This is a genomic window from Streptomyces kurssanovii (assembly GCF_040677245.1).
GTDB lineage: Bacteria > Actinomycetota > Actinomycetes > Streptomycetales > Streptomycetaceae > Streptomyces > Streptomyces kurssanovii.
This window is the reverse complement of sequence record NZ_JBFAQK010000038.1, coordinates 20,051-44,455: the sequence shown is the minus strand read 5'-3', so window position 1 is coordinate 44,455 and position 24,405 is coordinate 20,051. Positions and strand designations below refer to the sequence as shown.

23 protein-coding genes are annotated in these 24,405 nt (G+C 72.0%); 10 read left to right on the top strand and 13 right to left on the bottom strand.

Annotated elements, in window-relative coordinates; all coding sequences use genetic code 11:
- Window positions 1-2 precede the first annotated feature (2 nt).
- Window positions 3-1,640: a monocarboxylic acid transporter gene (locus AB0K36_RS23815; RefSeq protein WP_364597804.1), complete on the bottom strand. Its 1,638-nt coding sequence runs from the start codon at window positions 1,638-1,640 to the stop codon at window positions 3-5.
- A complete protein-coding gene (locus AB0K36_RS23810) occupies window positions 1,637-2,002 on the bottom strand; it encodes a DUF485 domain-containing protein (protein ID WP_364597801.1) in 366 nt (121 codons plus the stop codon). The genes AB0K36_RS23815 and AB0K36_RS23810 overlap by 4 nt, the downstream gene beginning before the upstream one ends.
- Window positions 2,003-2,257: 255 nt before the next feature.
- Here AB0K36_RS23810 and AB0K36_RS23805 point away from each other — a divergent pair, with 255 nt between their 5' ends.
- The 3 genes from AB0K36_RS23805 to AB0K36_RS23795 all read left to right on the top strand — a co-directional run bounded on the left by AB0K36_RS23805 (window position 2,258) and on the right by AB0K36_RS23795 (window position 8,575).
- Window positions 2,258-3,787: a S8 family peptidase gene (locus tag AB0K36_RS23805; protein ID WP_364597798.1), complete on the top strand. Its 1,530-nt coding sequence runs from the start codon at window positions 2,258-2,260 to the stop codon at window positions 3,785-3,787.
- A 76-nt stretch (window positions 3,788-3,863) separates the two neighbouring features.
- Window positions 3,864-5,267: a CoA transferase gene (locus tag AB0K36_RS23800; RefSeq protein ID WP_364597795.1), complete on the top strand. Its 1,404-nt coding sequence runs from the start codon at window positions 3,864-3,866 to the stop codon at window positions 5,265-5,267.
- Window positions 5,268-5,464: 197 nt separating this feature from the next.
- Window positions 5,465-8,575, top strand: a complete 3,111-nt coding sequence (locus AB0K36_RS23795; protein WP_364597792.1) for an NACHT domain-containing protein — start codon at window positions 5,465-5,467, stop codon at window positions 8,573-8,575.
- 7 nt (window positions 8,576-8,582) lie between these two features.
- Here the strand turns inward: AB0K36_RS23795 and AB0K36_RS23790 are convergent, their stop codons facing one another.
- On the bottom strand, window positions 8,583-9,305 hold the full coding sequence (locus tag AB0K36_RS23790) for a VIT1/CCC1 transporter family protein (protein ID WP_364597789.1): 723 nt from the start codon (window positions 9,303-9,305) through the stop codon (window positions 8,583-8,585).
- 102 nt (window positions 9,306-9,407) lie between these two features.
- Here AB0K36_RS23790 and AB0K36_RS23785 point away from each other — a divergent pair, with 102 nt between their 5' ends.
- The 5 genes from AB0K36_RS23785 to AB0K36_RS23765 all read left to right on the top strand — a co-directional run bounded on the left by AB0K36_RS23785 (window position 9,408) and on the right by AB0K36_RS23765 (window position 14,145).
- Window positions 9,408-10,415, top strand: coding sequence for a DEDDh family exonuclease (locus AB0K36_RS23785; RefSeq protein WP_364597786.1), 1,008 nt, complete (start codon window positions 9,408-9,410; stop codon window positions 10,413-10,415).
- A 63-nt stretch (window positions 10,416-10,478) separates the two neighbouring features.
- Window positions 10,479-10,712, top strand: coding sequence for a metallothionein (locus AB0K36_RS23780; RefSeq protein ID WP_100106509.1), 234 nt, complete (start codon window positions 10,479-10,481; stop codon window positions 10,710-10,712).
- Window positions 10,713-10,784: 72 nt separating this feature from the next.
- Window positions 10,785-11,570, top strand: a complete 786-nt coding sequence (locus AB0K36_RS23775; protein ID WP_364597783.1) for an SURF1 family cytochrome oxidase biogenesis protein — start codon at window positions 10,785-10,787, stop codon at window positions 11,568-11,570.
- 30 nt (window positions 11,571-11,600) lie between these two features.
- On the top strand, window positions 11,601-13,385 hold the full coding sequence (locus AB0K36_RS23770) for a glycoside hydrolase family 15 protein (RefSeq protein WP_364597780.1): 1,785 nt from the start codon (window positions 11,601-11,603) through the stop codon (window positions 13,383-13,385).
- Between the two features lie 4 nt (window positions 13,386-13,389).
- Window positions 13,390-14,145 carry an SDR family oxidoreductase gene (locus AB0K36_RS23765; RefSeq protein ID WP_364597777.1) on the top strand — a complete coding sequence of 252 codons (756 nt, stop codon included), beginning with the start codon at window positions 13,390-13,392 and terminating at the stop codon, window positions 14,143-14,145.
- A 307-nt stretch (window positions 14,146-14,452) separates the two neighbouring features.
- On the opposite strand, the gene amaP is transcribed toward AB0K36_RS23765, so the two are convergent.
- Genes amaP through AB0K36_RS23740 form a run of 5 tightly spaced genes read right to left on the bottom strand, consistent with a single transcriptional unit; the run spans window position 14,453 to window position 16,832 of the window.
- Window positions 14,453-15,031 carry an alkaline shock response membrane anchor protein AmaP gene (gene amaP / locus AB0K36_RS23760; protein ID WP_364597774.1) on the bottom strand — a complete coding sequence of 193 codons (579 nt, stop codon included), beginning with the start codon at window positions 15,029-15,031 and terminating at the stop codon, window positions 14,453-14,455.
- Window positions 15,032-15,046: 15 nt separating this feature from the next.
- The gene (locus AB0K36_RS23755) at window positions 15,047-15,739 is read right to left on the bottom strand and encodes a DUF6286 domain-containing protein (RefSeq protein ID WP_364597771.1); all 693 of its coding nucleotides are present in this window, start codon (window positions 15,737-15,739) and stop codon (window positions 15,047-15,049) included.
- A complete protein-coding gene (locus tag AB0K36_RS23750; RefSeq protein ID WP_364597768.1) occupies window positions 15,736-16,125 on the bottom strand; it encodes an Asp23/Gls24 family envelope stress response protein in 390 nt (129 codons plus the stop codon). The genes AB0K36_RS23755 and AB0K36_RS23750 overlap by 4 nt, the downstream gene beginning before the upstream one ends.
- A gap of 6 nt (window positions 16,126-16,131) precedes the next feature.
- Entirely contained in the window at window positions 16,132-16,323 is a 192-nt protein-coding gene (locus AB0K36_RS23745) for a hypothetical protein (RefSeq protein ID WP_189475670.1), read from the bottom strand.
- An 11-nt stretch (window positions 16,324-16,334) separates the two neighbouring features.
- On the bottom strand, window positions 16,335-16,832 hold the full coding sequence (locus AB0K36_RS23740; RefSeq protein ID WP_364597765.1) for an Asp23/Gls24 family envelope stress response protein: 498 nt from the start codon (window positions 16,830-16,832) through the stop codon (window positions 16,335-16,337).
- A 92-nt stretch (window positions 16,833-16,924) separates the two neighbouring features.
- Here AB0K36_RS23740 and AB0K36_RS23735 point away from each other — a divergent pair, with 92 nt between their 5' ends.
- The gene (locus tag AB0K36_RS23735) at window positions 16,925-17,596 is read left to right on the top strand and encodes a hypothetical protein (RefSeq protein WP_364597762.1); all 672 of its coding nucleotides are present in this window, start codon (window positions 16,925-16,927) and stop codon (window positions 17,594-17,596) included.
- 118 nt (window positions 17,597-17,714) lie between these two features.
- Here AB0K36_RS23735 and AB0K36_RS23730 read toward each other — a convergent pair whose 3' ends face one another.
- The 3 genes from AB0K36_RS23730 to AB0K36_RS23720 form a co-directional block, all read right to left on the bottom strand.
- A complete protein-coding gene (locus tag AB0K36_RS23730; RefSeq protein WP_364597759.1) occupies window positions 17,715-18,506 on the bottom strand; it encodes an enoyl-CoA hydratase/isomerase family protein in 792 nt (263 codons plus the stop codon).
- 149 nt (window positions 18,507-18,655) lie between these two features.
- The gene (locus AB0K36_RS23725; RefSeq protein WP_005319113.1) at window positions 18,656-18,877 is read right to left on the bottom strand and encodes a helix-turn-helix domain-containing protein; all 222 of its coding nucleotides are present in this window, start codon (window positions 18,875-18,877) and stop codon (window positions 18,656-18,658) included.
- Between the two features lie 386 nt (window positions 18,878-19,263).
- Window positions 19,264-20,862: an ABC-F family ATP-binding cassette domain-containing protein gene (locus AB0K36_RS23720; RefSeq protein ID WP_364597756.1), complete on the bottom strand. Its 1,599-nt coding sequence runs from the start codon at window positions 20,860-20,862 to the stop codon at window positions 19,264-19,266.
- Window positions 20,863-21,232: 370 nt separating this feature from the next.
- Here AB0K36_RS23720 and AB0K36_RS23715 point away from each other — a divergent pair, with 370 nt between their 5' ends.
- The gene (locus AB0K36_RS23715; RefSeq protein ID WP_364597753.1) at window positions 21,233-21,640 is read left to right on the top strand and encodes a VOC family protein; all 408 of its coding nucleotides are present in this window, start codon (window positions 21,233-21,235) and stop codon (window positions 21,638-21,640) included.
- A gap of 33 nt (window positions 21,641-21,673) precedes the next feature.
- Here AB0K36_RS23715 and AB0K36_RS23710 read toward each other — a convergent pair whose 3' ends face one another.
- Together AB0K36_RS23710 and AB0K36_RS23705 are read right to left on the bottom strand one after the other, a co-directional pair.
- Complete coding sequence (locus AB0K36_RS23710; RefSeq protein WP_435877923.1) at window positions 21,674-23,062, bottom strand: hypothetical protein; 1,389 nt, start codon at window positions 23,060-23,062, stop codon at window positions 21,674-21,676.
- Window positions 23,063-23,152: 90 nt separating this feature from the next.
- Window positions 23,153-24,277: an alpha/beta hydrolase gene (locus AB0K36_RS23705; protein WP_189475659.1), complete on the bottom strand. Its 1,125-nt coding sequence runs from the start codon at window positions 24,275-24,277 to the stop codon at window positions 23,153-23,155.
- Window positions 24,278-24,405: the final 128 nt, after the last annotated feature.

Genomic DNA, 24,405 nt, shown 5'->3' with positions numbered 1-24,405 from the left:
TCTCAGTGGGCGCCGATGCCGGTGAGGGACTTGACCTCGAGCTCGGCGTACTTGCCCTCGTCGGGCTTCTCCTTGGTCAGGATCGAGCCCAGCCAGCCGAGCAGGAAGCCCAGCGGAATGGAGATGAGACCCGGGTTGGAGAGCGGGAACCAGGCGAAGTCCACGCTCGGGAACATCGCGGACGGGCTGCCGGAGACCACCGGCGAGAACAGCACCAGGAACACCGAGGAGGCGAGGCCTCCGTAGATGGACCACAGGGCGCCCTGGGTGGTGAACCTCTTCCAGAACAGGCTGTAGAGGATCGTGGGCAGGTTGGCCGAGGCGGCGACCGCGAAGGCGAGGGCGACGAGGCCGGCCACGTTCAGGTCGCGGGCGAGCGCGCCGAGGGCGATGGAGACGATGCCGATGAAGACGGTCGCCCAGCGCGCGGCTCGGACCTCCTCCTTCTCCGTGGCCTGTCCCCTGCGGATGACGTTGGCGTAGATGTCGTGCGCGAACGACGACGAGGAGGCCAGCGTGAGTCCGGCGACGACGGCGAGGATGGTGGCGAAGGCGACGGCCGAGATCACGGCGAGCAGGATCGCGCCCCAGGCCGAGTCGACGCCGCCGATGTGCAGGGCGAGCAGCGGGGCAGCGGTGTTGCCCGCCGGGTTGGACGCCTTGATCTCCGCGGGTCCGACAATCGCGGCGGCGCCGAAGCCGAGCGCGATGGTCATCAGGTAGAACGCGCCGATGATGCCGATGGCCCAGTTGACGGACTTACGCGCGGCCTTGGCGGTGGGCACCGTGTAGAAGCGGATGAGGATGTGCGGGAGTCCGGCGGTGCCGAGCACGAGCGCGATGCCGAGGGAGATGAAGTCGAGCTTCGTCATACCGTCGACGCCGTACTTGAGGCCGGGCTCGAGGAAGGCGTCGGGGTTGCCCTTCTGTCCGACCTCGCTGTTCTTCGCCGCCTCTCCGAGCAGGTCGGAGATGTTGAAGTTGAACTTCCACAGCACCAGGAACGTGATGAGCAGGGTGCCCGCGATGAGCAGGACGGCCTTGACCATCTGCACCCAGGTGGTGCCCTTCATCCCGCCGATGGTCACATAGACGATCATCAGCAGACCGACGAGGGCGACGATCGCGATCTTGCCGCCGTCGCTGGTGATGCCGAGCAGCAGCGAGACGAGGATGCCCGCGCCCGCCATCTGCGCGAGCAGGTAGAAGATCGAGACGACGATGGTGGAGACGCCCGCGGCGGTACGGACCGGGCGCTGGCGCATCCGGTAGGCGAGGACGTCGCCCATCGTGTAGCGGCCGGAGTTGCGCAGCGGCTCGGCGACCAGCAGCAGGGCGACGAGCCAGGCGACCAGGAAGCCGATCGAGTAGAGGAAGCCGTCGTAGCCGAAGAGGGCGATGGCGCCGGCGATGCCGAGGAACGAGGCGGCGGACATGTAGTCGCCCGAGATGGCGAGGCCGTTCTGGAAGCCGGTGAACTGGCGTCCGCCCGCGTAGAAGTCGGCGGCGTCCTTGGTCTGCCGGCCGGCCCAGACGGTGATGAACAGCGTCCCGACGACGAAGGCCGCGAAGAGTGTGATGATCAGCGGCCGGTGCTCGGTCGTGGCGTTCGAGGCCGCGAGGTGCAGGGCGGGGCTCATGCGTCGGCCTCCATACGGGACTTGATGGCCTCGGCCTTCGGGTCCAGCTTCGCGGCGGCGTGCCGGGAGTAGAACCAGGCGATGAGGAACGTGGTCAGGAACTGCGCGAGGCCGAAGACCAGAGCGACGTTGATGTTGCCGAAGAGCTTCGTGCCCATGAAGCCGCCGGCGTAGTTCGAGAGCAGGACGTAGAGCAGGTACCAGGCGATGAACGCGATGGTCAGGGGGAAGGCGAAGGAACGGTACGTGCGGCGCAGTTCGCCGAATTCCGTACTCTGCTGCACCTGCACGAACGACTCTGTCGTGGGCTGTGCGGTGCTGGTCTGCTTATCGCGCTCGGGCGGCGGTGCCTCGGTGGTCACGGAATCTCCTCGCGACGCGGGTGCGGTGGGGATGGACTCGGGGATGTCACTGGCAGGGGCGGTTCGATGTTGTCCCACTCCCTGACAACGGCACGGAGCGCGCGCCGAACTGGTTCAGCCCTGGTCTTTTTCTTCTGTACTTCCTTCGCGAACTCATTGAATCCGGACCTTGATCAGCGATAGTTTCGCTCGTCATGTACCCGCCCATTCGCACAGGGGTGTCTGGGCGGTTGTCACGGATGATGTGGAGAACCCATGGCTCATCTGGGATCCAGACGGCGCCGCGCACTCGCGCTGCCCGCCGGTCTGGCGCTCACGGCCTCGCTCGGCTTCCTGCCCGCGGGGGCCGCTACGGCGGCGCCGGTCGACGACGTACCTGCCGCGGTCCAGGCGGACGGACCCAAGCTGTCGTACGTCGTGAACGTGAAGGGCGGTCACGGCACCGCAAAGTCGGTCAAGAAGGCCATAGCCAAGGCCGGCGGAACGGTGGTGATGTCCTACGACCAGATAGGCGTCATCGTCGTCCACTCGCAGAACCCGGACTTCGCCACGACCATCCGCGGTGTGCGGGGCGTGGCGTCGGCCGGTGCCACACGCACCGCGCCTCTGGCGCCCTCGGCCGACATGGCCATCGAGTCGGAGCGCCCGCTCACCGCCGACGAGGCGAAGGCCTCCGCCGCGGTGGCGTCCTCGGACCAGGACCCGCTGGAGCCCCTGCAGTGGGACCTCCCGGCCATCAAGGCCGACAAGGCGCACGAGAAGACCCTCGGCAGTGACAAGGTCACCGTCGCGGTCATCGACACGGGTGTCGACGACACCCACCCGGACCTCGCGCCGAACTTCGACCGCGAGGCCTCCGTCAGCTGCGTGGGCGGCGTGCCGAACACGGCGGACGGCGCCTGGCGTCCGGGCCCGACCGAGTCCGACCACGGCACCCATGTCGCGGGCACGATCGCCGCCGCGAAGAACGGCGTCGGCGTCACCGGCGTCGCGCCGGGCGTGAAGGTCTCCGGCATCAAGGTCTCGCAGCCCGACGGCTTCTTCTACACCGAGGCCGTCGTCTGCGGCTTCGTGTGGGCGGCGGAGCACGGCGTCGACGTGACCAACAACAGCTACTACACGGACCCGTGGCTGTTCAACTGCAAGAACGACGCGGACCAGAAGGCCCTCGTCGAGGCCGTCTCCCGCGCCACCCGCTACGCGGAGGGCAAGGGCGCGGTGAACGTGGCCGCGGCCGGCAACTCCCGTATGGACCTGGCGGCGGACGAGCTCACCGACACCACGAGCCCGAACGACACCACCCCGGTCGAGCGGGTCGTCAACCCGCGCGAGTGCCTCGACATCCCGACGCAGATCCCGGGCGTCGTCACGGTGTCCGCGCTGGGTGCGAAGGGCCTGAAGGCCTCGTACTCCAACTACGGCGACGGCGTGGTCGACATCTCCGCTCCGGGCGGCGACTCGACGCGCTACCAGGCGCCGGACGCGCCGGCGGTCGACGGCCGGATCCTCTCCACGGTTCCGGGCGGCTACGGCTACAAGGCCGGTACGTCGATGGCCTCCCCGCACGTCGCGGGCGTGGCGGCGCTGATCAAGTCGACCCACCCGTACGCACCGCCGGCCCTGGTCAAGGGTCTGCTGTACGCGCAGGCTGACGACACGGCGTGCACCAACCCGTACGACATCAACGGCGACGGCACCGTCGACGCGGTGTGCGAGGGCGGCGAGCGCGACAACGGCTTCTACGGCACGGGCGTCACCGACGCTCTGGACGCGGTCCGCCGCTAGCGGCTTCCTGTGAGGGGCCCGGTGCGGGATCCGCACCGGGCCCCTTGCGTTGTGGCGCCGGTGCCATAGTGAGTGCATGACCCACTCACCCTCCGATCTCCCGACCAGCGGTACCGCCCAGGCATGGGCGGCTCTGGATGGTGACCCCGCCCTGCTCGGCCGTGTCGTCCACAAGGGCGGCGGCTCTCTGCCGTCCCGGCTGCCGGTCATGGAGCTGGCGCGCGCCACCGTCGGGGTCTGCTCCCTCGCCGCCGCAGAGCTGGCCGCGCGGCGCGGCGGCGGTCCGGTCGCCTCCGTGACCGTCGACGACGGTGCGGTGGCCACGGCGTTCCTCAGTGACAGGCTGGTGCGGGTGGACGGCGTGGCGCCGACCACGTTCGCACCGCTGTCCCGGTTCTGGCGCTCCGCCGACGGGTGGGTTCGCACCCACGCCAACTACCCGCACCACCGGGCGCGGTTGCTCGCGGCGCTGTCCCTGCCCGAGGACGCCGGCGTCGAGGACGCCGCCGGCGCGATCGGCGAACGCCGTGCCGTGGACGTAGAGGAGAGCGTGTACGCGGCCGGTGGCCTGGCCGTGGCCATGCGCGCAGGGGACGAATGGGCGCGGCACCCGCAGGGTGCGGCCACCGCGGGACGTCCGCTGCTGCGGGTGGAGCGGCTCGGCGACGACCGCCCGCCGAGGGCCGCGAACGACCGGGCGTCCCTGCCCTGTTCGGGACTGCGCGTGCTGGACCTGACCCGGGTGCTGGCCGGACCGGTCGCCACGCGGACACTCGCGCTGCTGGGCGCCGACGTGCTGCGGATCGACTCCCCCCATCTGCCGGAGAGTCAGGACGCCCACAACGACACCGGGCTGGGGAAGCGGTCCACCCGGCTCGACCTGGCCGCGGCCGGGGACCGTGCCGCGTTCGAGGAGCTGCTGGCGCTGGCCGACGTGGTGGTGACCGGCTATCGACCGGGCGCCCTCGACCGGTTCGGTCTCTCTCCACAGGCGCTGGCCGAGCGCCGTCCGGGCCTGGTCGTGGCCCGGCTGTCGGCCTGGGGCCGGTACGGGCCGTGGGACGGGCGGCGCGGCTTCGACAGCCTGGTCCAGGCCGCGACCGGCATCGCGGCCACGGAGGGCGACGAAGGCCGCCCGGGCACACTGCCCGCCCAGGCCCTCGACCACGGCACCGGGTACCTGCTGGCCGCCGGGGTGCTGCGCGCGCTGACCGGACAGCACGGCGTCGGCGGCACCCGGCTGGTGGAGGCCGCTCTCACACAGACGGCGGCCTGGCTGACCAGCGGGCTCGTCAAGGCCCCGGACGGCGACACCGCGGCGTACGACGCCGACCGGTGGCTCACGGAGAGGGACAGCCCCATGGGGCGCCTGCGTCACGCCGTTCCGGCGGTCGGCTACGACGGCGGGCCGGCCGACTGGGCGCGCCCGCCCGGCTTTTGGGGGACGGACGCGCCGAGGTGGCCGGCCGCCACGGTGTGACCGTGGCCCCGGGTGCGGTGCGCCGGTGCCCGTCCGGCAGCCGTCGGGCCGGGCATCGGACAGCCCGCGCGTGCCGGAGCGTCTTCGCCCGCCGAGGGTAGGCCCGTCCGAACTACGGGCATGCACCGATGACCGGCGCGACACGGATCGCGGACCGCACGATCCGGTGGCCGGTGGACTCACGGGGAGGAACCACAGTGCAGGGGTTGGAAGCCGTCGTCTTACGGCTGGCCGGGACGCTGGCCGTGACCGTCGTGAAATCGCTGATCGCCGTCCGCCCGGGGGCAGGCCTGGTGACCGGCCGCAGGGCCGCGCCGCTCCCCCGGCCGGACCCGGCCCCGGTGGCGAGGAAGCTCGCTGGCCGGCTCTCGGACCCGTACGCCGACCTGCCCGACCACGAGCGCGAGGCCGCCGTCGAGGCGGTACGGGACACCGTCCAGGCCGCGGGCACGGTCGGTCCCGACCGGCTGTTCGCGCTGGACCTCGATCCGGAGCGGCTGTTCCGGACGCTGCGGGACCCGGCGGCCGGCCTGGCCGAGCGGGGCGTGGAACTCTACGACGAACTGCTGCGGCTGTGCTGTGCGCACATGGTCGAGAACCTGACCGCCGACCAGTCGTTCATGGCACGGGCGGCGGTGGAGCAGACCCGCAGGGCGGGACGCACGGAAGCACTCGTCGAGGACGTCAGGGACCGGCTCGGCCCTCGTCCGGAGGCGGTGGCCCTCGGCTTCGAGGGACGGTACGCGGACTACGTGGCCGAGACCCACGGGCGTCTGGAGCTGTTCGGGCTGACCCTCGGCCGGTCGGGGAGCGAGTGGCCGCTGGACACGGCGTACATCTCCCTGGCCGTCAGCGGGGACGGACCCCACCAGGAGGGTTTCGGCCTGCCCCGGACCGGACAGGTCGCCGTGAAGGCGGAGCAGATCCTGTCTTCCGCCGACCGGCTCGTCCTGCGCGGTGCCGCCGGCTCCGGCAAGAGCACCCTGGTGCAGTGGCTCGCGCTGAACGCCGCCCGGCGCAGTTTCGGCAAGGACCTGGAGGACTGGAACCGGTGCGTGCCCTTCCTGTTGCGGCTGCGCGCCTTCACGTCGTCCGACACCCTGCCGATGCCGGACGCCTTCCTGCGGGCGGCGGGGGTCCCGCTGCACGGTGAGGCACCCGCCGGCTGGACGGAGAAGCTGCTGACGGACGGCCGGGCGCTGATCCTGGTCGACGGGGTGGACGAGATCCCCTCACGGCAGCGGCACCGTACGGAGAACTGGCTGAAGTCGCTGATCGCCGCCTACCCGGACGCCCGGTACGTGGTCACGACCCGGCCGTCGGCCGTCCCGGAGGACTGGCTGGCCCGCCAGGGATTCGTCGGGCACTCGTTGCTGCCGATGGAGCGTGACGACATCCGCTCCTTCATCGGCCACTGGCACGAGGCCGCGCGCCAGGAGTGCCTGTCCCAGACCGAACGCGCCCAGCTCGACACCTACGAGACGTCCCTGCGCAAGGCCGTCTCCACCCGCCGTGATCTGGGCCGGCTGGCCACCAACCCGCTGATGTGCGCCCTGCTGTGCGCGCTGAACCGGGACCGCAGGATGCAACTGCCGCGTGCCCGCAAGGAGCTGTACGACGCCGCGCTCGACATGCTGCTGGTGCGGCGGGACACCGAGCGGGAGATCGTCGGTGTGGAGGGCGTCGATCTGACGCGTGAGGAGCAGACGGCGCTGCTGCAGCGGCTGGCGTACTGGCTCATCCGCAACGGCCAGGTGGAGGCCGAGCGCGCCGAGGCGGTGGAGATGGTGGCCGAATGGCTGGCCGCCATGCCGCAGGTGCAGGGCAGCCCGGAGCAGGTGTTCTCCCATCTGCTCATCAGGAGCGGTCTGCTGCGTGAACCCCGCCCGGGTGCGGTGGACTTCGTGCACCGCACGTTCCAGGACTATCTGGGCGCCAAGGCCGCGGTGGAGGCCCGCGACTTCGGGGTCCTGGTGCAGAACGCGCACGACGACCAGTGGGACGACGTGGTGCAGATGGCCGTCGGTCACGCCCGCGTCGAGGAACGGGCCCGGCTGCTGCGGCACCTGCTGCGCCGCGCCGACCGGGCGCAGCGCCACCGGCACCGTCTGGTGCTGCTCGCCGCGGCCTGTCTGGAACACGCTCCGGAGCTGGACCCGGAGATCCGCGCGACGGTGCAGTCGCGCACACAGGAGCTGCTGCCCCCGCGCACCCAGGAGGACGCGGCGCAGCTCGCCAAGGTCGGTGAGCTGGTGCTGGAACTGCTGCCGGGACCGGAGGATCTGGAGGAGTACACGGCGGCGGCCGTGGTCCGCACGGCGGCCCTGATCAAAGGGGACGCCGCGTTCGAGGTGGCCGCGCGGTTCCGGGAGGACGCACGGCTGTCCGTGGCGTTCCAGGTGTCGACGGCGTGGGGCTCGTTCGACACCGAGTCGTACGCCAGGGACGTGCTGGCCGCCGGGGCGTGGAACACCGCGTACCTGCATGTCCAGACCCCCGAACAGCTCCACGCCCTCCGCCACATACCCAAGGCCCGGCGCCTGCATCTGGCGGGAGACCACCACGACCTCACTCCGCTGCTCGCGGTGGAGGACCCCGAGTGGCTCTTCCTGTACGAGAACGGCGTGGTGGACGATCTCACGCCGCTCGCGTCGTTCCGGCGGCTCAAGGACGTCGGTCTGAGCCGGTGCCCCGAACTGCGCGACCTGCGGCCGCTGGCGCGTCCCGGACTCGAGCGGCTCTCGCTCTGGGAAGTTCACCCGGAGGTGTCGATCGAGCCCCTGCGGGACATGCCCGACCTGCGCAGCGTGAACCTCTCCCAGCCGCTGCTCATCGAGAGCCTCGAAGAACTGCCGGTCGGACCGGGCCTCGTGCACCTCGGGCTCCACCACCAGACCCGCTACGTGAGCCTGGAGGGCATCGAGCGGTGGCCGTCGCTGGAGGGGCTGACGATCGCGGGCCAGTCGCAGCTGCGTCAACTGTCGCGCCTGCCGCTGCCGGCGTCGCTGACGAGTCTGAGCCTGTACGAGGTCGACCCTCTCGACCCGCGTCCGCTCCTCGGCCACTCCACGCTGCGGCACCTGCACCTCTGGCGGTGCGAACTGCCGTACGGCCTCACCGCGCTGCGCGAACTGCCCGCGCTCACCTCCCTGGAGCTCTGGCAGTGCTCACCGTCCGGAGCGCCCGTCGACATCGGACCGCTCGTCGCGATGCCCGAGCTGAAGATCACCGTCTCGGACGACACCCCGGTCGTCGGCATCGACCGCTTCCCGCCCGACCGCGTCGAGGTGAAGCGCGTCAGGACCTGACAGCACCTCAGACACCGGCCGCGTCGAGCGCCGAACCGGCGGCGTACGTCACCGCCATGGCGAGCGCCCCGCCGCACATGTTGCGCAGGACGGCGGGCCCGGCCGCGGCAGCGCCCAGCCGGGCGCTCCACCAGCCGGTCAGCGCCAGCGCGGTGAGCACCGAGAGGACCGTGACGTACAGGCGGACCGATGCCGGCGGCAGCACGATCGCCAGCAGCGGCAGCAGCGCACCGACGGTGAACGCCAGGAAGCTGGCGCTCGCCGCGTGCCAGGGGTTGGTCAGCTCGTCGGGGTCGATGCCGAGTTCCACCCGGGCGTGCGCGCGCAGCGCGTCCCGGTCGGTGAGCTGCACGGCGGCCTCCCTGGCCACCTCCTCCGACAGGCCGCGGTCCGCCAGCATGCGGGTCAGCTCGTCCAGTTCGGCCTCCGGCTGCTCCTTCAGCTCCCGCTTCTCCACCGCCAGCGCGGCCCTCTCCGAGTCGCGCTGCGTGGAGACGGACACGTACTCGCCTGCCGCCATCGACATCGAACCGGCGAGCAGTCCGGCGAGGCCCGCCGTGAGCAGCGCCGGCCGCGAGTCCGTCGCGCCGGCCACACCGACGACGATGCCCGCCGTCGAGACGATGCCGTCGTTCGCGCCGAGGACGGCGGCGCGCAGCCAGTTGAGACGGGTACCGAGTCCACCGGGGTGCGCCTCGTCGTGGCTCTCGCCGCCGGTCGCTTCACTCATCCGGGGAGCCTCTCACGCACGGAAGTTGGGGACGAGGAGCCACACCCCGGGCTCCGGGCGATGGGGGCGGGACAGGGCTGTCGGTGTCTGCCCGTATTCTCTGTGACCATGCTCGACGACCGTAGGACCGCAGCGACGACGTGGCCGGCCGCGTACCCACAGGGGTACGCGGTCGTCGACGTGGAGACCACCGGCCTCGCCCGTGACGACCGGATAGTGTCGGCTGCCGTCTACCGCCTCGACACCCAGGGCAACGTCGAGGACCACTGGTACACGCTCGTCAACCCGGAGCGCGACCCCGGACCGGTGTGGATCCACGGTCTGACGAGCGAGGCGCTCGAAGGCGCCCCGCTGTTCGGGGACATCGCCGGCGAGCTCTCCGCGCGGCTCGACGGCCGGGTCCTGGTCGCGCACAACGCCACCTTCGACTGGTCCATGATCGCCAGGGAGTACGCGCGTGCGCGCGGCGCGGCGCCGACCCGGCAGCGGCTGTGCACCATCGCGCTCGCCAAGGAGCTGCGGCTCCCGCTGCCCAACCACAAGCTCGAGTCGCTGGCCGCGCACTACGGGGTCGTGCAGCAGCGCGCGCACCATGCCCTGGACGACGCCCGCGTGCTCGCGGAGGCGTTCCGGCCGAGCCTGCACACCGCGGCCCGCGACGGTGTGCGGCTGCCGCTGCTCGAATGCCGGCCGCTGACGGAGTGGTCGGACGCTCCCGCGACCCCGCGCGTCGGCTACCAGTCGTCGTACGGTCACAGCAGCTGGCGGCCGTCGCGCAAGCGGCCGCCGTGCCCGTACCCCAACCCGGGGAGGTACCGGCCGGGCGGGCAGCTGGTGCAGGGCATGCGGGTCGCCTTCTCCGGCGACACCTCCGTGGAGCGTGAACTGCTCGAGGACCGGGCCGTCGAGGCGGGCCTGCACGTCGCCACGAGCGTGTCCCGGCTCACGAGTCTGCTGGTGACCAACGACCCGGACGCGGCGACGTCCAAGACCGTCAAGGCCGCCTCGTACGGCACTCCGGTCGTCGACGAGGGCGCCTTCACCCAGCTGCTGCGGGACGTCGCCCCCGCGCCGGACGCCCCGACCGGACGGACACCCGCATCGGAGTGAACCGGGCGCGACTCGCCCGCCGCCCGCTCGCCCGGGGCGCCGAAGCGTTTCACCCTGTGGCGCATGGCACGTTGTGAGGTTTGCGGAAACGACTACGGCATGTCCTTCGAGGTGCACGCGCAGGGCGCGGTGCACGTCTTCGACTGCTTCTCCTGCGCCATCCACCGTATGGCGCCCATCTGTGAGCACTGCCGGGTGCAGATCATCGGCCAGGGCGTCGAGGTCGAGGGCCACTGGTACTGCGGCGCCCACTGCGCCCGCGCCGAGGGGAGGGCCGGCATCGTCGACAGGGTGTGACCTGCGCCCGGCCGGGGCACGGGCGGGGACCCACCGTCCGTGGCCCTGCGCCGAGCAGGTACGGTCGAAGCCGTGTACCGCTTCCTGTTGTCCCGGCAGTGGGTGATCCTCACCCTCATCGGCCTCGTTCTCATCCCCACGATGATCGAGCTGGGTTTCTGGCAGCTGCACCGGCACGAGCGCAGGGTCGAGCAGAACGCCCTGATCGCACGGAACCTCGAGGCGAAGCCGGTGCCGATGGAGGAGCTGACCTCCCCCGGGCACACCGTCCCGCGCTCCGACTACTGGCGGCAGATCACCGCGACCGGCACCTTCGACACCGACCACGAGATGGTCGTCCGCCGCCGCACCAACGCCGACGACCGCGTCGGCTTCCACGTACTGACCCCGCTGGTACTGGCCGACGGCCGGGCCGTCCTCGTCAACCGCGGCTGGGTCCCCGCCGCCGCCGACCAGAAGGCCTTCCCCGAGGTGCCTGCCGCGCCCGCGGGAACCGTGACCGTCACCGGCCGGCTCAAGGCCGACGAGACGACCGGCGCCAGCGGCATCAAGGACCTGAAGGGCCTGCCGCCCCGCCAGGTGATGCTGATCAACAGCGAGCAGCAGGCGCAACTGCTGGACCGGCAGGTGCTCGGCGGCTATCTGGAGCAGACGGCGCCGAAGCCCGCGGGCGGCGGCCCGGAGATGATCCCGACCCCGGACCACGACTCCATCGGCGCCCACATGGCGTACGCCGTGCAGTGGTGGCTCTTCGCCGCGGCGGTGCCCGTCGGCTGGGTGATTCTCGTACGGCGGGAGAGGCGCGACCTGGCTGCGGCGGAGCGGACCACGCACGAGCCGGCTCCCGCGGCTGCTTAGCGTCCCCTTCTGGCGGGAACACGCCGGAGCGTGACCCAACGTATCGAGGACTACGCCCTCATCGGCGATCTGCAGACCGCTGCGCTGGTCGGCAAGAACGGCTCCATCGACTGGCTGTGCCTTCCCCGTTTCGACTCCGCCGCATGCTTCGCCGCCCTCCTCGGCGACGAGGAGAACGGCCATTGGCGGATCGCGCCCAAGGACGCGGGCGCCTGCACCGACCGCCGCTATCTGGGCGCGTCACTGGTGCTGGAAACGGTGTGGGAGACCCGCACCGGCAAGGTCCGGGTCCTCGACTTCATGCCGCAGCGTGACGAGGCGCCGGACGTCGTCCGCATCGTCGAGGGCCTGAGCGGCACGGTCGAGATGGCGGGCACACTACGGCTGCGGTTCGACTACGGCTCCGTGGTGCCGTGGGTACGCCGCGCGGACGGCCACCGGGTCGCCGTCGCGGGGCCCGACTCCGTGTGGCTGCGCAGCGAACCGGAGGTCAAGACGTGGGGTCACCACTTCAGCACCTGCTCGTCGTTCACGGTCGAGGAGGGCGAGAAGGTGGCGTTCGTCCTCACCTGGCACCCTTCGCACAAGCCGCGGCCCGCGCTCGTCGACCCGCACGAGGCCTTGGAGCACTGCCTCCAGGACTGGGAGACCTGGTCGTCGAAGTGCCGCTACCAGGGCCCCTACCGGGACACCGTGCTGCGCTCCCTGATCACTCTCAAGGCGCTCACGTACGCCCCCACCGGAGGCATCGTCGCCGCGCCCACGACGTCCCTGCCCGAGGACATCGGCGGTGTACGGAACTGGGACTACCGCTTCTGCTGGCTGCGCGACGCGACCCTCACCCTGAGCGCCATGGTGTCCGTCGGATACCTGGACGAGGCCGCGGCCTGGCGGGACTGGCTCCTGCGGGCGGTAGCCGGCGACCCGGCCGATCTTCAGATCATGTACGGCCTGGCCGGTGAACGCCGCCTGCCCGAGATGGAGCTGGACTGGCTCACCGGCTACGCCGGCTCCGCGCCGGTCCGCGTCGGCAACGAGGCGAGGTGCCAACTGCAGATCGACGTCTACGGCGAGGTCATCGAGTCCCTCTACCTGGCCAGGCAGGCCGGTCTCGCACCCGAGCGACAGGCGTGGAACATCCAGCTGAGCCTTCTCGGCTTCCTCGAGTCCACATGGCGCGAGCCGGACGAGGGTCTGTGGGAGGTCCGGGGCCCGCGCCGGCACTTCGTCCACTCCAAGGTCATGGCATGGGTCGCCGCCGACCGCGCCGTGCGCACCCTCGAGAGCGAACCGTCGCTGCGCGGCGACTCGGCACGCTGGCGGGCCATGCGGGACGACATCCACCGCGAGGTCTGCGAGAAGGGCTTCGACCCGGTCCGCGGCACCTTCACCCAGTCGTACGGCTCCACGGAGCTCGACGCCGCGGTCCTGCTCATCCCGCGCGTCGGCTTCCTGCCCCCGGACGACCCCCGGGTCGTCGGCACGGTCGACGCGGTGTGGCGGGAGCTCGGCAATGGACCGCTCGTACGCCGCTACACCCCTGACGCCGCCCAGGTCGACGGACTGCCCGGCCGCGAGGGCGCGTTCCTGGTCTGTTCCTTCTGGCTGGCTGACGCGCTGCGGATGACGGGCCGTGAGCAGGAGGCCCGCGAACTGTTCGAGCAGTTGCTCGGCCTCTGCAACGACGTGGGCCTCCTCTCCGAGGAGTACGACCCGGTGACGGGACAGCACCTCGGCAACTTCCCGCAGGCGTTCAGCCACATCGGACTGGTGACCACGGCCCTCGCGCTCACCGGGCAGCGGACGGCAGGATAGGGCCATGGATCTTGGACTGAAGGACCGTGTCTACATCGTCACCGGCGCCTCGAGGGGCCTCGGCAACGCCTCCGCGCGGGCGCTCGTCGCCGACGGCGCGAAGGTCGTCGTCACCGGGCGCGACGAGAAGACGGTCACCGACGCCGCGGCCGCACTCGGCTCCGCCGCGGTGGGCGTCGCCTGCGACAACGCCGACCCCTCCGCCGCGGAACGCCTCGTCGCCGCCGCCCGCGCGCACTTCGGCCGCTTCGACGGCGTCCTCATCAGCGTCGGCGGCCCGGCGCCGGGCTACGCCGCGGACAACACCGACCAGCAGTGGGCCGCCGCGTTCGAGTCGGTCTTCCTCGGCGCCGTCCGCATGGCGCGCACGGCCGCGGCCGAACTCAACGAAGGCGGTGTCATCGGTTTCGTGCTGTCCGGTTCGGTGCACGAACCCATCCCCGGCCTGACGATCTCCAACGGCCTCCGCCCGGGCCTCGCGGGCTTCGCCAAGTCCCTGGCGGACGAACTGGGCCCGCGCGGCATCCGCGTGGTCGGCCTGCTGCCCTCCCGCATCGACACGGACCGCGTCCGCGAGCTGGACGCCCTGTCGGGCGACGCGGAGGCGGCACGCAGGGCCAACGAGGCGGCCATCCCGCTGCGGCGTTACGGCACCCCGGAGGAGTTCGGCCGCACGGCGGCGTTCCTGCTCTCGCCGGCGGCGTCCTATCTGACCGGCGTCATGCTCCCCATCGACGGCGGGGCGCGCCACGGCTTCTGAAAGGGCGTGTGTGTGCCCCACCGGCCCCTTCCCGGACCGGGGTTCCCCTCCCCGCCGGGCCCCTGCCCGTACGGGGACTCCCTCCCCCACCGGCTGCGCGCCTCGGTCCAGGCGGGATCCGCCTCTGCCGGCGAGCCGGATGTCGCGCAGCGGGATCAAGCCCGTCCGGGGGCACCTCGTAGGGGGAGGCTGAGGGCACCGCGCGAAGCGCGGTAAGGGGTCCGGGGGCTGCCCCGTCACGCGGCGGAGCCGACGATCCGTACAGCGGGAAGGGGCGGGGAACCCGAGCGGGGCCCCGCCGCCAGCGTCACGACACCCGTCGTGCCCGGTGCCTCGCCGCCCACAGCCGTACCTCCGTCGGCAGCGCCTCCAGCCCCGCCGAGTCCCTGGCGTGCGCGACCGCCTCGTCCGTGAGCCGCGTCAGCGTACCGCCGGGTGAGGCGTCCGGTTCCAGGTGCAGCGCCACCCGCGCCTGCGGCGCGTTCCGGCGGCCGGTCAGCATCACGGACGCCCGGGAGACGCCTTCCAGCGACGCCGCCTCGTCCTCCAGGGCACCCTGAAGCGCCCGGCCCCGCAACAGCGCGCCTTCACCGTCGCCGCTGTCGACCAGGACCTCCGCCAGCCGTGCGCGCCGCAGTTGGGCGAAGAACCACCACAGACCGAGGATCAGCAGGAGCGCGAGCACCGCGATGACGGCCGGCCACCACCAGTCCTGGTCGCGCCAGCGCGTCCGGTCGGCGTCGCTCAGCAGTACGTCGTGCCGTCCGTCGTAGGGCCACCACGAGGGGACGGAGAGACCCGTACCCGCCACGAGGACCGCGCCGCCGACGCACAGCAGGACGAGCCCGGCGAGGCCGAGGAAGACCCGGTTCACGGCTCGAAGCATCCCCTGCACCGTTCCTCACCTCTTCTTCGCGGGCGGTCTGCCGACGTGCACGGCCAGCTCCGGGGGCCGCGCGAGGCCGAGTTCCTCCAAGGCGGCGCCGAGTGCGTCGTCGAGGTCGGCGCGTACGTCGTCCAGGTCGCGGAAGTGCGCCCGCGCCCGTACCGACGCGCGGGAACGCCCCATACGGACCTGGACCGTCTGCACGCCGGAGACCTCCATGGCCCGGTCGCGGAGTACGATGGCCGCGGCCTCACGGCGCAGTCCCGCCCGTACATGGGGCCGGTCCCGGCGCATCGGCAGCAGCGCACGCAGCCCCGGTGTCACCGCGAGAACGATCAGCCACAGACCCAGCAGCATCACCGCGCCGGCCGCGGCGAGCACCGCGATCTCGTCCAGGCGCCATTCGGCGAGGTGGTCGGCGAGCCACCGCCGCCAGCGCATCGCGGGACGGTCGGCACGCACGGCGGCGACGTCGTACAGCAGCAGCCCCGCGCCCGCGACGACGACGAGGGCGAGCAGCCCGGCGGGCACCCGGCGCACCGACCAGAAGCGGCCGGCCTTGCGGGCGCCGCCGTCATCGTCCGCCACCGGGTTGTACGCGGAGGCGGACGCGGACTGGTCCATTTCCAGAACGGGCCGCGAGGAGCGTGCTTCCCGCTCCTGACGGGCCGGCTCTTCGGGGCCCGCGGGCCCGTCCGGTTCGGTCATCGGATCCTCCCCTGCGCCGCGCCGCGCGAGAGGGCGGAGTGCAGCCGTTCGACGTGCACCGCCACCTCGGGGACATCCATCCCCGCCAACGCCTTTACCCGCTCGACGACTCGCCGACGCACCGCGCCGCACTGCGCGCCGATGTCGGACGGGTACTCCAGCTCGAGGCTGACCCGCACCCGGGCCGTGTCGTGGTGCACCACGACCGTGGCGTGCGGCGGCGCGCCGCCCTCCGGGACACCGGGGACCGCTTCGCGCGCCGCCCGCGCGGCGATCTTCGCAACGACGCGGTCGGCGATCGCGGTCGATCCCCGGTCCGAGGGCGGCACCCGGCCCGCGGGAACGTCACGACCGGAGGCGCCGGCCACCGCGACGGGCTCTGCCACGGCGTGTCACCGCCGCCCGTCGCCACGCTCGCGGCCCCGGATGAAATCGCCGACCTCGAGGTCGCCCTCGAGGAACCGGCCGAGCACGAAGCCGACCGCTCCCAGGGCGGCAACCAGCAGGAACGCCCCGAAGCCGCCGAAGTATCCGGCGAACCCGAGTGCCATGCCGGCCATCAGTCCGACCACCGCCATGCTCATGTTGGGCTCCTCTACTGGATTCGAGGCTCCGGCTCGTCCTCTTCTTCGTCCGGCAGCTTCACGTCGCTGACGGCGATGTTCACCTCGACGACCTCGAGGCCTGTCATCCGCTCGACGGCGGAGACGACGTTCTCCCTGACCGCGCGGGCCACGTCGGAGATGGAGACGCCGTAGTCGATGACGATCTCCAGATCGATCGCGGTCTGTACCTCGCCGACCTCGGCCTTCACTCCGCGGGTGACGTTGGACTTGCCGCTGCCGGGCTGCACCCGGTCGCGCACCGCGCCGAAGGTACGGGAGAGCCCGCCCCCCATCGCGTGCACGCCGAGAACGTCCTTGGCGGCCAGTCCGGCGATCTTCTCCACCACTCCGTCGGCGATGGTGGTACGACCGCGGGACCCTGGCTCCGGCAGGCGCTTGCCGCCTGGGCTCTTACGGGTGGCGTCGCTGGAGCCGGACAGCTCGTTTCCGGATGTCGTGGGCAGGCTGCGCCCAGGTGTTTCGGTCATAGCCGTGGTCCTTTCCGGGCGGGTGACGGCCCCGTTGCCCACATTAAGTGCCATTGCCCACATCCGCGCCGGGGATGCGGCAGGCTGGAGGAATGACCACTCCGGATGCGGTTCTGCGGCGGGTACGCGGTGCATTGGGTCTCGGCAGACTCCTCGCCCTCGGCGGTCCGGCGGACGGTGCGTGGCTGTCGGAGTCAGCCGCCGCGGCGGTCCTGCGCCGTGCGGCGGCCTCGGTGCCGGGTGCCGTCCTGAACGACGTCAGGCTCTCCCTGGCGGACCCGGAGGCGGCGGAGTCCCCGACCGTGCCGGCGCCACCCGCGGCCCTGTGGCCGGGCCCGCTGCGCCTCGAGGCGGGGGTGTCCGTCTGGGACCTCGCAGAACCGCTGCCCGCGCTCACGGCGGCGCTGCGCGCGGCGCTGCTCGACGCGGCGGCGGAGGTGCTGGGTCTCACGGTCACAGTCGTCGATCTGCGGGTCGACGCCCTTCTGGACGCGGCCCCCGGGACTCCTGCCGCGCCCGCCGCCCCGGCGGCCGTCGAACCCTTCGACCCGGTGGGGACGGCCGTGGCCGCGACGGCGGGCGTGGCGCATCTGACGGGCACGCTGGGCGCGGCGGTCCATCACGCGCCGGACCACGTCCGCGTGGAACTCGCGACGGCGGAGGAGCACCGGGCGCTGGACGTGGCACGGGCGGTACGGAGGGTGGTGGCGGGGGCGCTGGAGGACGACCGCGCGGTGACGGTCGTGATCACGGCGACGGCTTGACCGCTGCCGCACCCCCGCGCCTCGGAACGCCGGACGGGCTGGATCTCGCCGGTGCGAAATCCAGCCCGTCCGGCAATCGAGGACAAGCGGGCACAGACCCCGCGCAGCGGGTCCCGGCTCAGTCGTCCAGGCCCGCCAGGTCACGCAGGCGCCGCCCCTGCGCCGCGCGTTCCGCCGCGCGCTGTTCGTCGTACGAGCGGCCCGCCGCTCCCCGCAGCAGTGCCTTCGTCTCGTTCACCGCGTCCCGGGGCGCGGCGAGCAGCGCCGCGGACAGGTCGCGTACCGCGGCGTCGAGTTCCTCGCCGGGGACGACGAGGTTGGCGAGGCCCGTGCGCTCGGCCTCCTCCGCGTGGACGAAACGGCCGGTCGCGCAGATCTCGAGTGCGCGGGCGTATCCGACGAGGGACACCAACGGGTGCGTGCCGGTGAGGTCGGGCACGAGACCGAGCGCGGTCTCGCGCATGGCGAACTGCACGTCCTGCGCGACGACCCTCAGGTCGCAGGCGAGGGCGAGCTGGAAGCCCGCTCCGATCGCATGGCCTTGCACGGCCGCGATGGAGATGATGTCGTTGCGGCGCCACCAGGTGAACGCCTCCTGGAACTCGGCGATGGACGCGTCGATCTCCGCGTCGGTGCCGCGTGCCAGGTCGATGAAGGACGGCTCGCCGTCGAAGCCCTCCGGCGTGAAAGCCTGCCGGTCGAGGCCCGCGGAGAAGGACTTGCCTTCGCCGCGCAGCACGACGATCCGCACGCTGCCGGGCAGTGACCGTCCCGCCTGCGCCAACGCCCGCCACAGCGCGAAGTTCTGGGCGTTGCGCTTGTCCGGGTTCGTCAAGGTCACCGTGGCAACCGCGTCTTCGACGGTGAGCCGTACGCCGTCCTTGTCGAGTACGGGATCGAGCGAAGTCATGAGGCGCCTCCGGTTCGGTGCAGTCTGGCCTGGCCTTCGAGTCAAGAAGGTAAGCTACTGCACAGTAACCGCCCGGCCGGCCATTGGGCCGACCAGGTGGCCACCGTAGGTACCGATGAACCGGAGGAGCAGCCTCGTCGACGGGACCGTCAGGCCGAAGCGGCCTTCTTGCCTCGCGTCGCTCCGCCACGTCCCCGCAGGACGACTCCGGACTCACTGAGCATCCGATGGACGAATCCGTAGGAGCGACCGGTCTCTTCGGCCAGCGCCCGGATGCTTGCACCGGAGTCGTACTTCTTCTTCAGGTCTGCCGCGAGCTTGTCGCGCGCGGCGCCGGTAACCCGGCTGCCCTTCTTCAGAGTCTCGGCCACCCGTGCCTCCTCATGGGAAGTGCGCTCTGGACTTCTCATGATCACCCCTCCCGGCCGTCCTGGCCACCCATTCGACAAGGTCAGTACGGAACGCTTTGTGGCGCGCTTTGAGGCCACCATGAACGGAATGCTTCATTCCGATCGGTGCTTGATCCACGCATTCCGGGCCGGGCACGGAAAAGGCCAGCTCAGAGCGGGCAGGAGGAAAAGCCCTCAGCGAGGCCCGGACGAAGCCGGTCCACCAGTCGCCACGCCGGAATACGAGACGCACTCACACAGATGATGGATCACTCGTAGGCCGAATGATCCATGCGGAGATCCATACGAAGATCGTAGAGGGGTGGATCGACGGATTCCGGCGCCGGACCGGAACCCGTCGCAGGGCCTCAGGCCAGGGCCACGAGGTCCTTGTAGTCCGCGCCCCACAGGTCCTCGACACCGTCCGGCAGCAGGATGATCCGCTCGGGCTCGAGCGCCTCGACCGCACCCTCGTCGTGCGTGACGAGAATGACGGCGCCCTTGTAGGTGCGCAGCGCCCCGAGAATCTCCTCGCGGCTGGCCGGGTCGAGGTTGTTGGTGGGCTCGTCGAGCAGCAGGACGTTGGCGGACGAGACGACCAGGGTGGCCAGCGCAAGCCGGGTCTTCTCGCCGCCGGAGAGCACACCGGCCGGCTTGTCGACGTCGTCGCCCGAGAAGAGGAACGAACCCAGCGTCTTGCGCACCTCGACCAGATCGAGGTCGGGCGCGGAGGAGCGCATGTTCTCCAGGACCGTACGGTCGGGGTCGAGGGTCTCGTGCTCCTGGGCGTAGTACCCGAGCTTGAGGCCGTGCCCCGGGGTGACCATGCCGGTGTCCGGCTTCTCCACGCCCGCGAGGAGCCGCAGCAGCGTGGTCTTGCCGGCGCCGTTGAGGCCCAGGATGACGACGCGTGAGCCCTTGTCGATCGCGAGGTCCACGTCGGTGAAGATCTCCAGGGACCCGTACGACTTGGACAGCCCCTCGGCGCTGAGCGGCGTCCTGCCGCAGGGCGCCGGCTCCGGGAAGCGGAGCTTGGCCACCTTGTCGGCCATCCGGACGTCCTCGAGGCCGGCCAGCAGGCGCTCGGCGCGGCGGGCCATGTTCTGCGCGGCGACGGTCTTGGTGGCCTTGGCGCGCATCTTGTCGGCCTGCGAGTTGAGCGCGGCGGCCTTCTTCTCCGCGTTCTGACGCTCGCGCTTGCGGCGCTTCTCGTCGGCCTCGCGCTGCTGCTGGTACAGCTTCCAGCCCATGTTGTAGACATCGATCTGCGAGCGGTTCGCGTCCAGGTAGAAGACCTTGTTGACGACGGTCTCCACGAGGTCGACGTCGTGGGAGATCACGATGAAGCCGCCGCGGTAGGTCTTCAGGTAGTCGCGCAGCCAGATGATCGAGTCGGCGTCGAGGTGGTTGGTGGGCTCGTCGAGCAGGAGCGTGTCGGCGTCCGAGAAGAGGATCCGGGCGAGTTCGACGCGGCGGCGCTGACCACCGGAGAGCGTATGGAGAGGCTGGCCGAGGACCCGGTCGGGCAGGCCGAGCGCGGCGGCGATGGTGGCGGCCTCGGCCTCCGCGGCGTAGCCGCCCTTGGTGAGGAACTCGGTCTCCTGGCGCTCGTACTGGCGCATGGCCTTCTCACGGGTGCCGCCCTGGCCGGAGGCGATGCGCTCCTCGTTCTGCCGCATCTTGCGGATCAGGGTGTCGAGGCCGCGGGCCGACAGGATGCGGTCGCGGGCGAGGACTTCGAGGTCGCCGGTGCGCGGGTCCTGCGGGAGGTAGCCCACCTCGCCGGAGCGGGTGATGGTGCCGCCGGCGGGGATACCCTCGCCCGCGAGGCACTTGGTGAGCGTGGTCTTGCCCGCTCCGTTGCGGCCGACGAGGCCGATACGGTCGCCCTTGGCGATGCGGAAGGAAGCGGATTCGATGAGGACGCGCGCGCCTGCGCGCAGCTCGATACCGGATGCGGTGATCACGGGGGAAGACTCCAGGGCGGTATGGACGGCGGAAGGGACGGGCGGAGACGCTTCTACGCCGTCTAATGCACAAGGAGAATTGCCATACGGCCCAGTCTAACGGGACCGTGCAAGTGTTTTTCGCGGCCTCGGCGGCGGCCCGGGAGGGTCGCGGCACCGCGTACGGGGCCATGGCGCGGGGGGCTGCTGCCACGGTGGGGCAGAGGTGATGCCCACGCGGTCGGCCACCACACCGGTCCCGCCACTTCACCGGCCCCGGGACATCCTGCCGCCGCGCGACACGTTCCGCTGAGCCCTGTTGTCAGTGGCGGGTGCCAGACTGAGACGCAGATCACATCCGAGTCGTCGAGCAAGTGAGGGAGCGATCGGGATGGCTCAGTCGCCGAGCATCTGTCCGACCCTGTTGTACGCGGACGCCAAGGCCGCGATCAGACAGCTCACCGAGGCCTTCGGCTTCACCGAACACGCGGTGTACGAGAACGAGGACGGCGGCGTGGTCCATGCCGAGCTCACCTACGGCAACGGCATGGTGATGCTGGGCAGCAAGGGCACCGGTGGCGAGTTCGACAAGCTCATGGAAGGCGCCGGGCCGACGGGGGTGTTCGTCCACGTCGACGACGTCGACGCCCACCACGGCAGAGCTGTGGAGCACGGCGCCGACATCGTGATGCCGCCCACCGACCAGGACTACGGCTCGCGGGACTACATGGCCCGCGATCTCGAGGGCCACGTCTGGAGCTTCGGCACGTACGCGCCGGGGGCGGCGGAGGCTTCGTAGACCTCACCGCCCCTGCGGTCGTGGTCCGCCGGGTCAGACGCCGCCGGTGTGCACCTGGAACGCGGCCCTGCGTACCGCCTTGGCCAGGGCCGGGTCCGGGTGCGCCGCCGCCAGGGCGACCAGGACCTGCACCGTACGGGGATGGCCGCCGGCCCGGACCGCCTCGAGCAGTGCGGGGACCGTGCCCTGCACCGCGGAATCGAGATGGCGCAGCAGCAGTTGGGGCTCCCCGTGGTCCGCGACGGCCGCGGCGGTGTCCACCCACAGCCAGGTCGCTTCCTCGCGGGTGAGGACATCGGCCGCGTCCTCGGGGTCCGCGCCCTCGTGCTCGGCGAGCCACAGCAGGGCGTACGGGCGAAGGGACGGTTCGGCTGCGGCCGCGCGCACGTCGCTCTCGGCGGGCGCGCCGACCACGCGCAGCGCCTCGAAGGCAAGGCCGCGCAGCAGGGCGTCCTCGCCCCGGGCGACGGTGAGCAGTTCCCCGACGGCGCTGGAGACGGTGCGCGCCGCGAGCCACGCCCGGTACTCGGCGCGGGCGGGGCCGGGGGTGAGGCGGGCACAGCCCCGGAGCATGTCCTCCGCGGACTGCTCGATGTTGCCGGCGGGGCTCTGGGCGGCCACGCAGATCTGCTCCAGCTTGACCCAGACCGCCCAGTTGCCGAGCGGGGTGAGGGTCGCCTGGCCCCGCTCCAGAGTCAGGGCGCCGACGGCGGACAGGCCCTCGAGCGCCCAGTCGAGGAGGGCGGCGACGGGGGCCTCCGCGGCACCGGACCCGGTCTGCGGTTCGGCCGGGGCACCGTAGGGGACCTCGCAGCGTTCCTCGCGGAGCTCGGCGACGCGCTGCTGGAGCAGGTCGAGCAGGGCGGGCGTGAGAACGGGGCCGGCCGACAGTTGGAGGAGGGAGAGCACCTGGGGCACCGCCTCGACCACCTCGGCGACCGCCGCGGGAGCGACGTCGCCGGGAGCGGGGTGGATCAGGGACCAGGCGTCGAAGAGGGCGACCCAGCCGCGCAGCACGGCCATGTCGTCGCGGTCCCAGGCGCGCAGGCGCCAGCCGGGGCGGACCGTGTCGCCGTGCAGTTCGACGAGGCCGGCGAGGCGGGCGCGGTCCCAGCCGGCCCGCACCTCGTCCATGGTCAGGTCCAGGGCGGCAGCGGCCCGTTCCTGGGCGCCGGCCGAGAGGGGTGCGGTGCCGTGGTCGCGGTCGGCGGCCGCCCAGCGGGCGATGCGGACGGCGTCGGCGAGGACAGCCCGCGCCTGGCGCGCGAGCTCGGCGGGGGCGGGTGTGCCCTCCGGCGGCCGGGGCGCCGGACGGTTCCGCCGGGTCGTCACGGCCCGTCGCGCGGTGGCCAGCGACCGCGAGCGGACAAGACGGAGTCTGGAGTTGCGCGCCAATTGCTCATCAGGCTTTCGGGACGTCACGGGGTGCAGTCTTCCCGTTGACACCCCGAAAGCCCAAACGGAACCTGTCGGGCGGCGCTGGACGGCCGTCCCACGGGCGTCGTACGCGGGTCACATGAGGGGGGTGAGGAAGCGCCTGAGGACCTCTTCGTACCCCTTCGGGTCGGCGTTCCACATGGCGGCGTGCGGCGCCTGCGGGACCGTGTGAAGGGTGACCAGATCGGGGCGGCGGGCGGCGAGTTGGCGCGAGCCGCGCCAGGGAGCCAGGGTGTCGTCGGGGCCGTGGAAGATCAGCGTCGGTACGGCCAGCGACTTCGGGTCGCCGGCTTCGGCGAGGCGGTCGCCGTGCGCTCCCGTGCGGCCCTGGGCGGCCCGGACCGCGAGCGGAAGCAGCGGGGCGGGGGTCCTGCGGGCGGCGGCCAGCGCGCGCACCGTCGCCTCCCATTCGAGGACCGGCGAGTCGAGGACGACGCCGCTGATCCGGTCCCGCAGACCGGAGTTGGCGGCGGCGTGGAGCGCCATCGAGGCGCCGACGGACCAGCCGTGGACGATGACCCGCTCGGCGCCGTAGCGGACGGCGTGGCGGACGGCGGCGTCGAGGTCGCGCCACTCCGAGTCGCCGAGGTTGCCCAGCCCGTCCGGGGGCCGCGGGGCGCCGGAGTCTCCCCGGTAGGCGAGGGACAGCACCGGGAACTGGAGGGCGTGCAGGCAGCCCAGCACGTTCATGGTGTGTTCCCGGGTGGTGCCGAGCCCGTGCACGGCGATCACCCAGGTGGAGCGCGGCCCGGGCACGAACCACGCGGGGAGTGCGCCGAGTTCGCCGGGGACGAGGACCTCGGAGTGCTCTATGCCGAGCGCGCCGGCCGGGTCTCCCCGGTGGACCTGCGGAGTGAGCCGCACCTTGGTGCCGGGCTTCAGCTCGCCTTCGGTGACGCGCACGAGGCGGCGCACGACCGTGTCCGCGTCGTGCGGGACGCCGCTGAGCACCTCCCCCACGACCGCGTGGACGCCGGACCCCTCCAGCCCGTAGGTGCCCGGGCGCAGCGAGGCCAGGCTGCGGGTCATGACGACGGCGCCGGGGGGTGTGGCGTGGACGGTGAGCCGGGGGTCACCGGGCAGGGGCCTGTCGGCCGCCCGCAGGGCGGCGTGGCTCGCGTAGCGGCCGGCGGCGACTGCCGCCGCGCCGACGCCGATCAGGGTGGTGACGGCCGCTGCCGTCGCTGTAGCGGGGCGCACGTGTACCAGTGTCGGGGCGGGCGCGGGAGGGGGCCAGTGGGCGGGGCCGGGAGTGTTGCGACGTGGACGTCTTCCCGGAACCGGGCACCGCCCGGACCCGCCGCCGCGCTCCGCGCGGGGTCCGAGGC

Bases quoted from the DNA above. Each gene is read 5' to 3' on its own strand.
- AB0K36_RS23735 (WP_364597762.1), top strand. From the start codon at position 16,925: ATGACCACTCCGGATGCGGTTCTGCGGCGGGTACGCGGTGCATTGGGT.
- AB0K36_RS23815 (WP_364597804.1), bottom strand. From the start codon at position 1,640: ATGAGCCCCGCCCTGCACCTCGCGGCCTCGAACGCCACGACCGAGCAC.
- AB0K36_RS23730 (WP_364597759.1), bottom strand. From the start codon at position 18,506: ATGACTTCGCTCGATCCCGTACTCGACAAGGACGGCGTACGGCTCACC.
- amaP (WP_364597774.1), bottom strand. From the start codon at position 15,031: ATGCTTCGAGCCGTGAACCGGGTCTTCCTCGGCCTCGCCGGGCTCGTC.
- AB0K36_RS23805 (WP_364597798.1), top strand. From the start codon at position 2,258: ATGGCTCATCTGGGATCCAGACGGCGCCGCGCACTCGCGCTGCCCGCC.
- AB0K36_RS23790 (WP_364597789.1), bottom strand. From the start codon at position 9,305: ATGAGTGAAGCGACCGGCGGCGAGAGCCACGACGAGGCGCACCCCGGT.
- AB0K36_RS23765 (WP_364597777.1), top strand. From the start codon at position 13,390: ATGGATCTTGGACTGAAGGACCGTGTCTACATCGTCACCGGCGCCTCG.
- AB0K36_RS23715 (WP_364597753.1), top strand. From the start codon at position 21,233: ATGGCTCAGTCGCCGAGCATCTGTCCGACCCTGTTGTACGCGGACGCC.
- AB0K36_RS23745 (WP_189475670.1), bottom strand. From the start codon at position 16,323: ATGAGCATGGCGGTGGTCGGACTGATGGCCGGCATGGCACTCGGGTTC.
- AB0K36_RS23780 (WP_100106509.1), top strand. From the start codon at position 10,479: ATGGCACGTTGTGAGGTTTGCGGAAACGACTACGGCATGTCCTTCGAG.
- AB0K36_RS23800 (WP_364597795.1), top strand. From the start codon at position 3,864: ATGACCCACTCACCCTCCGATCTCCCGACCAGCGGTACCGCCCAGGCA.
- AB0K36_RS23755 (WP_364597771.1), bottom strand. From the start codon at position 15,739: ATGACCGAACCGGACGGGCCCGCGGGCCCCGAAGAGCCGGCCCGTCAG.
- AB0K36_RS23740 (WP_364597765.1), bottom strand. From the start codon at position 16,832: ATGACCGAAACACCTGGGCGCAGCCTGCCCACGACATCCGGAAACGAG.